At 71.6% G+C, this 9,421-nt stretch carries 11 protein-coding genes; 6 read left to right on the forward strand and 5 right to left on the reverse strand.

Annotation, left to right across the window (positions count from 1 at the left end; all coding sequences use genetic code 11):
- The first annotated feature begins 5 nt into the window (after positions 1 to 5).
- From G9Q37_RS15985 to G9Q37_RS16005, 5 genes are all read left to right on the forward strand, one after another.
- Positions 6 to 290, forward strand: a complete 285-nt coding sequence (locus G9Q37_RS15985) for an HP0495 family protein (RefSeq protein WP_166228660.1) — start codon at positions 6 to 8, stop codon at positions 288 to 290.
- Between the two features lie 7 nt (positions 291 to 297).
- On the forward strand, positions 298 to 990 hold the full coding sequence (lipB, locus tag G9Q37_RS15990) for a lipoyl(octanoyl) transferase LipB (protein WP_166228662.1): 693 nt from the start codon (positions 298 to 300) through the stop codon (positions 988 to 990).
- A gap of 15 nt (positions 991 to 1,005) precedes the next feature.
- A complete protein-coding gene (gene lipA, locus G9Q37_RS15995; RefSeq protein ID WP_166228664.1) occupies positions 1,006 to 1,965 on the forward strand; it encodes a lipoyl synthase in 960 nt (319 codons plus the stop codon).
- Positions 1,937 to 2,668: an AraC family transcriptional regulator gene (locus tag G9Q37_RS16000; RefSeq protein ID WP_240936414.1), complete on the forward strand. Its 732-nt coding sequence runs from the start codon at positions 1,937 to 1,939 to the stop codon at positions 2,666 to 2,668. Before lipA ends, G9Q37_RS16000 begins: the two co-directional genes overlap by 29 nt.
- 103 nt (positions 2,669 to 2,771) lie before the next feature.
- Positions 2,772 to 3,716: a DMT family transporter gene (locus G9Q37_RS16005; protein WP_166228666.1), complete on the forward strand. Its 945-nt coding sequence runs from the start codon at positions 2,772 to 2,774 to the stop codon at positions 3,714 to 3,716.
- Between the two features lie 25 nt (positions 3,717 to 3,741).
- On the opposite strand, the gene ptsP is transcribed toward G9Q37_RS16005, so the two are convergent.
- The 5 genes from ptsP to G9Q37_RS16030 form a co-directional block, all read right to left on the reverse strand.
- Positions 3,742 to 5,490 carry a phosphoenolpyruvate--protein phosphotransferase gene (gene ptsP, locus G9Q37_RS16010; RefSeq protein ID WP_166228668.1) on the reverse strand — a complete coding sequence of 583 codons (1,749 nt, stop codon included), beginning with the start codon at positions 5,488 to 5,490 and terminating at the stop codon, positions 3,742 to 3,744.
- Positions 5,491 to 5,572: 82 nt separating this feature from the next.
- Positions 5,573 to 5,842 carry an HPr family phosphocarrier protein gene (locus G9Q37_RS16015; protein WP_166228670.1) on the reverse strand — a complete coding sequence of 90 codons (270 nt, stop codon included), beginning with the start codon at positions 5,840 to 5,842 and terminating at the stop codon, positions 5,573 to 5,575.
- Complete coding sequence (locus G9Q37_RS16020) at positions 5,811 to 6,257, reverse strand: PTS sugar transporter subunit IIA (RefSeq protein ID WP_166228672.1); 447 nt, start codon at positions 6,255 to 6,257, stop codon at positions 5,811 to 5,813. The genes G9Q37_RS16015 and G9Q37_RS16020 overlap by 32 nt, the downstream gene beginning before the upstream one ends.
- Positions 6,254 to 7,531 carry an MFS transporter gene (locus tag G9Q37_RS16025; protein ID WP_240936415.1) on the reverse strand — a complete coding sequence of 426 codons (1,278 nt, stop codon included), beginning with the start codon at positions 7,529 to 7,531 and terminating at the stop codon, positions 6,254 to 6,256. Before G9Q37_RS16025 ends, G9Q37_RS16020 begins: the two co-directional genes overlap by 4 nt.
- Positions 7,528 to 8,067, reverse strand: a complete 540-nt coding sequence (locus tag G9Q37_RS16030; RefSeq protein ID WP_166228674.1) for a hypothetical protein — start codon at positions 8,065 to 8,067, stop codon at positions 7,528 to 7,530. The genes G9Q37_RS16025 and G9Q37_RS16030 overlap by 4 nt, the downstream gene beginning before the upstream one ends.
- 70 nt (positions 8,068 to 8,137) lie before the next feature.
- On the opposite strand from G9Q37_RS16030, the gene G9Q37_RS16035 reads away from it, so the two are divergent.
- On the forward strand, positions 8,138 to 9,421 hold the full coding sequence (locus G9Q37_RS16035) for a CaiB/BaiF CoA transferase family protein (protein ID WP_166228676.1): 1,284 nt from the start codon (positions 8,138 to 8,140) through the stop codon (positions 9,419 to 9,421).

The raw sequence follows: 9,421 nt of genomic DNA on the forward strand, positions 1-9,421 counted from the left end.
CCGCCATGAACACGCCGCCCGACATCCCACCCGAGCAGTCGCTCATCACCTATCCCACGCACTTCCCCATCAAAGTCATGGGCGAGAACGTGGAGGGCTTCGCCGAGGCCATCGTCGAGGTGGTGCGCAACTTCGATCCTTCGTTCGACGCCAGCACGCTCGAGCGCCGCCCGAGCAAGGCCGGCAACTACATGGGCCTCACGGTGGCCGTGTTCGTCACCAGCCGCGACCAGCTCGATGAGGTCTACCGCACGCTGACCACGCACCCGCTGGTCAAGGTCGTGCTCTGAGCCGGCCATGCAGCTGCGCTGGCTCGGCCGGGTCGACTACCGGCCCACCTACGAGGCGATGCAGGCCTTCACCGCCGCGCGCGGCCCCGACACCCCCGACGAGCTCTGGGTTTGCGAGCACCCGCCGGTCTTCACGCAAGGCCTCGCGGGCCGCGAAGACCACCTGCTCGCGCCGGGCGACATCGAGGTGGTGGCCACCAACCGCGGCGGCCAGGTCACCTACCACGGCCCCGGGCAGGTGGTGGCCTATCCGCTGATCGATCTGCAGCGCGCGGGCTACTACGTGAAGGAGTACGTCTACCGCATCGAAGACGCGGTGATCCGCACGCTCGACCGCTTCGGCGTCACGGGCCACCGGGTGGCGGGCGCGCCGGGCATCTATGTGCGCCTCGAGGACCCGGGCAGCCATGCCCGTCTGCCCCAGGCCCCCGCGCGGCGCGAGCCCGGCAGCCCCGCGCCCGAGCCCGATTTCAAGGGCCTGGGCAAGATCGCCGCGCTCGGCATCAAGGTGAGCCGCCACTGCACCTACCACGGCGTGGCGCTCAACGTGGCCATGGACCTGCAACCCTTCCGCCGCATCAACCCCTGCGGCTACGTGGGCCTCGAAACGGTCGACCTTTCTACAATCGGCGTCCCTGTTGCCTGGGACGAAGCGGCCCGCGTGCTGAGCGAACAGCTCATCGCCCGCCTCACGCCCTGACCTCCCCCGCCCGCCATGAGCACCACCTACGACCCCACCGCCAAGCAGAAGAGCCAGGCCAAGACCGCGCGCATCCCGATCAAGATCGTGCCGGCCGAAACGCTCAAGAAGCCCGAGTGGATCCGCGTCAAGGCGGGCAGCCCCACGACGCGTTTCTACGAGATCAAGGACATCCTGCGCGCGAACAAGCTCGTGACGGTGTGCGAAGAGGCGAGCTGCCCCAACATCGGCGAGTGCTTCGGCAAGGGCACGGCCACCTTCATGATCATGGGCGACAAGTGCACGCGCCGCTGCCCGTTCTGCGACGTGGGCCACGGCCGCCCCGATCCGCTCGACGCCGACGAGCCCATGAACCTCGCGAAGACCATCGCGCAGCTCAAGCTCAAGTACGTGGTGATCACCAGCGTGGACCGCGACGACCTGCGCGACGGCGGCGCGGGCCATTTCGTCGAGTGCATCCGCCAGACGCGCGCGCTCTCGCCCGAGACCACCATCGAGGTTCTGGTGCCCGACTTCCGCGGCCGCGACGACCGCGCGCTCGAGATCCTCAAGGCCGCGCCGCCCGACGTGATGAACCACAACCTCGAGACCGTGCCGCGCCTGTACAAGGAAGCGCGCCCGGGCTCGGACTACGCGTTCAGCCTGAACCTGCTCAAGAAGTTCAAGGCGCTGTTCCCGCACGTGCCCACCAAGAGCGGGATCATGGTCGGCCTGGGCGAAACCGACGAAGAGATCCTGCAGGTCATGCAGGACATGCGCGCGCATGGCATCGACATGCTCACCATCGGCCAGTACCTCTCGCCCAGCGGCCACCACCTGCCGGTGCGCCGCTACGTGCACCCCGACACCTTCAAGATGTTCGAAGCCAAGGCCTACGAAATGGGCTTCACCCACGCCGCCGTGGGCGCCATGGTGCGCAGCAGCTACCACGCCGACCAGCAGGCGCATGGCGTGCTGGAAGCGCTGGCCAAGTGACATGGGCGGCGGTGCGCACGACCACCTGAGCGTGCGCGCCTACGGCGCCTCGCCCGGCAGCCACGAGCACGACCACTTCCAGGTCCTCGTCGGGCTCGAAGGCGTGCTCGAGCTCGAGGTGGAAGGCCGTGGCCGGCGGCTCGCGCAAGGCCAGGGCTGCGTGATCGCCCCGGGCGATCGACACGACTTCGAAGGCCGCGGCGCAACGCGCTGCCTCGTGCTCGACTCGCACAACCCCGACTGGGCGCGCGCCACCCCCACGCCGGCGCCGGGCGTGTCGGCGCTGGCGCGCTACCTCGCCGAAGCCATCGCCACGCCCCTGCCGCGCGCGCGCCGGCTCGGCGCCGACCTGCTGCTCGAGGCCTGGTCGCGGCCCGACGCCAGGACCACCGCCCCCGCGCCGCGCGTGCGGCGCACGATCGATTGGACCGCTTTGAGCGCCTGGCTCGCCCACCGCCTGGACGCTCCGCTCAGCGTGGCCGACCTCGCACAGCGGGTCCACCTGAGCCCCTCGCAATTCACCGCGCGCTGCCAGGCCGAGCAGGGACACAGCCCCATGCAATGGCTGCGCCGCCAGCGCCTGGCCCAGGCGCGCGCCTGGCGGGCCGACGGCCTCAGCGTGGCCGACGCAGCCCGGCGCGCGGGCTACCGCTCGCCCTCGGCGCTCACGGCCGCGCTGCGCCGCGCGACGTCCGGCCGCTGACACCCGCGGCGCGACACCGGCGGATCGCGACGACACACGCGCGGATCGCGACGGTCCGTGGCCCTAGGATCGCGCCCATGTGCCCGTGCCCTGCCCCTCTCCCATGACCCGCCCCGGCCACGCCATCGGACTGGGCATTGCCTTCGGCGCCGCGGCCGGCGCGGCCTGGGGCTTCGTGTTCCTCGCGCCCGAGCTCGCGCGCGCGTTCACGCCGCTGCAGCTGTCGGCGGCGCGTTACCTGGCCTACGGCCTGGTGGCGCTGGCGCTGATCGCACCGCGCTGGCGCGCGCTGGCGCCCCGCATCGGCCGCACCGAATGGGGGGCGCTGCTGCGCCTGAGCCTGCAGGGCAACATCGTCTACTACGTGCTGCTCGCCAGCGCGGTGCAGCTCGGCGGCATGGCCATGACCTCGCTGGTGATCGGCTTCCTGCCGGTGGCGGTCACGGTCATCGGCAGCCGCGGCGAAGGCGCGGTGCCGCTGCGCCGTCTCGCGCTGCCGCTGGCGTTGGGCATCGCGGGCATCGCCTGCGTGGCGTGGCAGGCGATCGGCATGGCGTCCGACGCGCCCCTGGCCACGCGCGTGACCGGCTTTCTCTGCGCCGTGGGCGCGCTCGCCGCGTGGACGTCCTACGCCGTGAGCAACAGCCGCTGGCTGGCGCGGCTGGACCACATCTCTTCGCACGACTGGAGCCTGCTCACCGGCCTGGTCACGGGCGGCCTCGCGGTGCTGCTCGCGGTGCCGGCCTTCGCGGGCACGTCCGCCGCCGACCACACGGGCGCGCAATGGCTGGGCTTTGCGGGTGTGGCGGCGGGCATGGCGGTGGTGGCCTCGGTGCTGGGCAATGCGTTCTGGAACCGCGCCAGCCGCCTGCTGCCGCTGACCATGATCGGGCAGATGATCCTGTTCGAAACCCTGTTCGCGCTGCTCTACGGCTTTCTGTGGGAAGCGCGCTGGCCCACCGCGCTCGAGGCCCTGGCCATGGTGCTGGTGAGCGCGAGCGTGCTGGCCGGCATCTCGGCGCACCGGCCGGCGCCGGCCGCGCACTGAATCGGCTCGCGGGCGCCGCGCGCGATCAGTCGGCCAGCAGCGCCGCGGGGTCGTCGGCGCGCAGCACCTCTTGCGCCCAGCCCGCGAGCTTGACCGTGTCGCTGCGCAGGATCTGCTGCTTGACCGCGAGGATCTGCGAGGGGTGCATGGAAAAGCTGCGCAGGCCCATGCCCAGCAGCAGCCGCGTGAGCGTCACGTCGCCCGCCATCTCGCCGCACACGCTCACGCCCTTGCCCTGCTCGCGCGCCTGCGCGATGGTGCTGGCCACGAGCTGCAGCACCGCGGGGTGCAGCGGGTCGTAGAGGTGCGACACGGCCTCGTCGGCGCGGTCGATCGCCAGTGTGTACTGGATCAGGTCGTTGGTGCCGATCGAGAGGAAATCGAAATGGCGCAGGAACAGCGGGATGGTGAGCGCGGCCGCGGGCACCTCGATCATGGCGCCGAGCTTCACGGGGCCGTGCGGCACGCCGGCGGCGTCGAGCTGCTCGCGCGCGCGCTGCACCAGCGCCAGGGTCTGGCGGATCTCGCTGCCGTGCGCCAGCATGGGAATGAGCAGGTTCACCGGCCCGTGCGCGGCGGCGCGCAGGATGGCGCGCAGCTGCGCGAGGAACATCGCGGGATCGGCCAGGCTCCAGCGGATCGCGCGCAGGCCCAGCGCGGGGTTGAGGTGGTCGTCGCTGCGCGGGGCGCCGCGGTCGAGCGGCTTGTCGGCGCCGACGTCGACCGTGCGGATGGTCACCGGCAGCCCCTGCATGCCCTCGATGGCGCGGCGGTAGGCCTGGTACTGCTCTTCCTCGTCGGGCAGCTGGCCGCTGCGCCCCATGAACAGGAACTCGCTGCGGAACAGCCCCACGCCCATGGCGCCGGCCTTGAGGGCGGCCACGGTGTCGTTGGGCTGCTCGATGTTCGCGAGCAGTTCGATCTTCTGCCCGTCGAGCGTGACCGCGGGCGTGTGCTTGAGGCGCGAGAGCTTCTCGCGCTCCATCTCGACCTGGCGCTGCTTGAAGCCGTACTCGGCCAGCACGATGGGTGAGGGATCGACCACCACCACGCCGGCATCGCCATCGATCACGACCCAGTCGTCCTGGCGGATCAGGTGGCTCGCCGAGCGCGCGCCCACCACGGCCGGGATGTCCATGCTGCGCGCCACGATCGCGGTGTGGCTGGTCTTGCCGCCGACGTCGGTGACGAAGCCCGCGAACACGCTCTGCTTGAACTGCAGCATGTCGGCCGGCGACAGGTCGTGCGCGATCAGCACCAGCGGGTCTTCCTTGCCGCGGTTCGCGGCATTGGCCGCGGCCTCCACCGACACCGCGGGCGCCTCGCCGCGCATCACGCGCAGCATGCGGTCCACCACCTGTTCGAGGTCGGCCTTGCGCTCGCGCAGGTAGGGGTCTTCCATCTCGTCGAACTGGCGCGAGATGACCTCGAGCTGCGTGGTCAGCGCCCACTCGGCGTTGTAGTGGCGCTCCACCAGCCAGTGCTTCACGCCGCTCGTGAGCTGCTCGTCCTGCAGCAGCATCAGGTGCACGTCGAGCAGCGCGGTGAGCTCGGGGTGGGCGTCGTTGGGGCCGAGCTCTGCAAGCGAGCGCTGCACGCGCAGGATGTCTTCCACCACCACCGCACGCGCGCGGCGCAGGCGCTCGATCTCGGCCTCGACCTCGTCGGGCGAGATCAGGTAGTGCGCCACGTCGACGCGGCTTGCGGCCACGATCACGGCCCGCCCGATGGCCACGCCCCGGGACACCGCGAGACCGTGGACGCTGAATGTCATGTTGCGCCGCCGGGCCGCCCCAAGGCGGAACAGCCCCCGCGGGGGGCAGCGAGCCGCGAAGCGGCGGAGCGTGGGGGCCTCGTCATTCGCCCTCGCCGAACTTGTCGTCGATCAGGGCGAGGATCGCGTCCATCGCGGCCTGCTCGTCGGGCCCGTTGGTCTCGATCTCCACCGCGGTGCCGATGCCGGCGGCCAGCATCATCACGCCCATGATGCTCTTGGCGTTCACGCGGCGCTCGCCGCGCGCCATGAACACGTCGCACTTGAAAGAGCCCGCCAGCTTGGTGAGCTTGGCCGAGGCGCGGGCGTGCAGGCCCAGCTTATTGCTGATGGTCGCGGTGGTCTTGATCATTCGTGCTTCGTCGGGCCTGGTTCTGGGGAGCGGTCACGGCCACCTGCATCACGCCCTGGGTGGCGCCGATCAGCGCGCGCGAGATGAGCGCGTCGAGCGATTCGTGGCGGTAGCTCACGGTGCGCAACAGCATGGGCAGGTTCACGCCGGTGATGAGCTTGGTGCGCACGCCGTCCACCAGGCGCTGGGCCACGTTGCAGGGCGTGGCGCCGAACACGTCGGTGACCACCAGCGTCTGCGGGCGTGCCGTCTGCGCGAGCAGCATGCGCGCCTGCGCCAGCGTTTCTTCGGGCGGCACGTTGGGCTGCACGTCGAGCGCGACCACCGCGTCCTGCGCGTCGGGAAACACGTGCAGCACGCATTGCCGCAGGGCCGAGGCCAGCGGCGCGTGCGCGATCAGCAGGATGCCGTTCATGCGTCCAGTGTAGCGGCGCGGTCCCGCTCGATGCGGCGCCAGCCGCGCCAGAAGGCCGCGTAGGCCGCCAGGCAGCACAGCCCGAACAGCGCGACCGCGCCGCGGTAGCGCGTGGCCTCGTCCCAGCCGAACACCGACAGCGCGTCGATCGCCAGACCGATCCCCCACTGCAGCAGGAACACGCCCGCGAAGATCACCAGGTTGTAGGCCGACAGCGCCCGCCCGGCGGCTTGTGGCGGCAGGGCGAGCGCCACCGCGGGCTGCGACAGCGCAACGAACGTGGAGCTCACGCAGAACAGCGCCCACACCGGCCAGCCCGCGCGATCGCCCAGCAGCACGATGGCCGCGATCACCAGCAGGCTCGAGGGCAGGCCCCAGCCGATCAGCACCTCGGGCCGCAGGCCGCGGTGCGACAGGCGCGGCGTCACCACGCCCCAGAGCCAGAAGGCGGTGAGCATGCTCAGGTTGATCGCGAACAGGCCGCCGGCCGCCTCGCCCGGCGTGTAGCCCGCGACCTTGACCATCCAGGGGCCGGCCCACAGCGTCTGCACCGCCACCATGCCGCCGTAGTTGACGAAGCCCACGGGCACCATGGTGCGGAAATAGGCGTTGCGCCAGACCAGGCCGTAGCCGCGTTCGACCGGCTCGTTGTCGGTGTGCGGGTGCGGCTCGGTGCGCCAGCGCGGCACCGCGCCGAAGATCACGGCCATGGACAGCAGCAGCAGCACGGCCAGCGACCAGAACAGGCCACGCCAGCCCATCACCGGCATCAGCCACTGGACCGGCAGCGTGGCGGCCACCATGCCGAGCGAGCCGGTCATGAGCATCCACGAGTTCGCCCGCAGCTGCGTGGTGGGAGCGAACCAGCGCCGAAAGCCCGTGAGCGGGGCCATGAGGCAGGCGCTCAGGCCCATGCCGGTGAGCACGCGCGCGGCGAGCAGACCCGCGAAACTGTCGGCCAGCGCGAAGGCCACGCAGCCCAGCACCGCCAGGCCCAGGAACGCGAGCACCACGCGCTTGGGGCCGTGGCGGTCGAGCCAGTTGCCCAGCGGCAGCTGCGTGAGCGCGAAGCCGAAGAAGTAGCCGCCCGCGAGCAGGCCCAGGTGGCCCGGCGTGAGCGCGAACTCCTGGCTCAGCGTGGGCGAGAGCGTGGCCGTGATCGCACGCACGAGCGCCGACAGGAAATAGGTGAACGCGAAGACCAGGAACACCAGCACCGCGCCACGGGCGCTGAGCAGGTCGGGCATGCGCGGGGCCGCGGGCGTGCCGCTCATGGCAGTTCGAGCCCTTCGAAGAAGGTCGCGGCCGCGCGCTCGTCGATGGCCGCGCCGTACACCGCGGCCTGCACGATCAGCGTGCCGCGCGTGGCGTGCACCGCCTGCATGCGCATGGGGGCGCCGCGGTGGTCGCGGCCCTCGGCCTGCAGGCCGACCGCTTCGCTCGCGCCCTTCACGGACCGGGGTGCCCCGGCCGGCGGCGTGTCGGCCAGGGCCGGGTCGGCCTGCAAGGCCAGCAGACTGGCGCGGCGCCAGCCGGCCAGGGCCGGGGCCACGCGGGCCGCATCGCCGACGTCGGCCCAGGCCACGGCGAAGGTCAGGCCACCGGCCTCGCACGAGCGCATCTGCAGGGACGTGGCCACGCCCGCCAGCGGCACCTGGCGTTCGGCCTTCTCGGGCTTGCAGGGCATGAGCGCCTGCAAGGGTGCGCCGTCGGTGGGCAGGGCGCGCCAGTTGAAGGTGGGGGAGCAGGCCGCGAGCAGCAGCGGCGCGGCCAGCAGCGGCAACAGGCCGTTAGGGCGGAACAAGGGCATGAGGGCAGGACAGGCGTGCGCCGAGCGGCGGCGACACCCGGCGCGCAATCCGCTCGCGCACAATGCGTGCATGAACGAATCTGGACGCCGGAACGCACTGGATGGTATCCGCATCCTCGATTGCTCGCGCGTGCTGGCCGGGCCCTGGTGCACGCAGACCCTCGCCGACCTCGGCGCCGACGTGATCAAGGTCGAGCGGCCACGCAGCGGATCGCACCCCGGGGGCGACGACACGCGCGGCTGGGGCCCCCCCTTCCTGCGCGGACGCGACGGGCAGGACACCGCCGAGGCCGCCTACTACCTGGGCGCCAACCGCAACAAGCGCTCGATCACCTGCGACCTCTCGACCCCCGCGGGCCAGGCCCTGATCCGCGAGCTCGCCGCGCAGGCCGATGTGTTCGTGGAGAACTACAAGGTCGGCGACATGGCACGCTACGGCCTCGACTTCGCCTCCCTGCACGCGATCAACCCGCGGTTGGTCTACTGCTCCATCACCGGCTTCGGCCAGACGGGCCCCTACAAGGACCGCGCAGGCTACGACTACGCGGTGCAGGGCATGGGCGGGCTCATGAGCATCACGGGCGAACGCGACGACCTGCCCGGCGGTGGTCCGCAAAAAGTGGGCGTGGCCGTGGCCGACCTGTTCACCGGCCTGTACGCCACGGTGGCGATCCAGGCCGCGCTGCGCCATGCCGAGCGCACCGGCGAGGGCCAGCACGTGGACATGGCCCTGCTCGACACCCAGGTGGCCATGCTCGCCAACCTCGGCGCCAACTACCTCGTGCGTGGCCGCGAAGACGGGCAGGTGCCCGGGCGCGCGGGCAACGCCCACGCGAACATCGTGCCCTACCAGGTGTTCGAGGTCGCCCCCGACGCGAACGGCCAGGCGCAACACATCATCCTCGCCGTGGGCAACGACGGGCAGTTCGCGAAGTTCTGCGAGGTGGCCGGCCGCCCCGAGCTCGCCAGCGACGAACGCTTCGCGCGCAACCAGAACCGCGTGCGCCACCGCGCGGTGCTCGTGCCCGAGCTCGAGCGAATCCTCAAGACCCGCGGCAAGGCCGACTGGCTCGCCGCGCTCGAAGCCGCCAAGGTGCCCTGCGGCGCCATCAACAACCTGGCCGAGGTGTTCGCCGACCCCCACGTGCAGCACCGCGGCATGGTGCAGCGTTGGCAGCACCCGTTGGCCGACGCGGTGGACCTGGTGGCGAGTCCGATCAAGATGAGCGCGACGCCGGTCCGCAGCGACCTGCCGCCGCCGCTGCTGGGCGAGCACACCGAGCAGGTGCTGCACGAATGGCTCGGCGCCGATGCCGCGCGGGTGGCGCAACTGCGCGCCGCCGGGGCCATCTGA

Origin of the sequence: Hydrogenophaga crocea, assembly GCF_011388215.1 — a bacterium.
GTDB classification, from domain to species: domain Bacteria; phylum Pseudomonadota; class Gammaproteobacteria; order Burkholderiales; family Burkholderiaceae_C; genus Hydrogenophaga; species Hydrogenophaga crocea.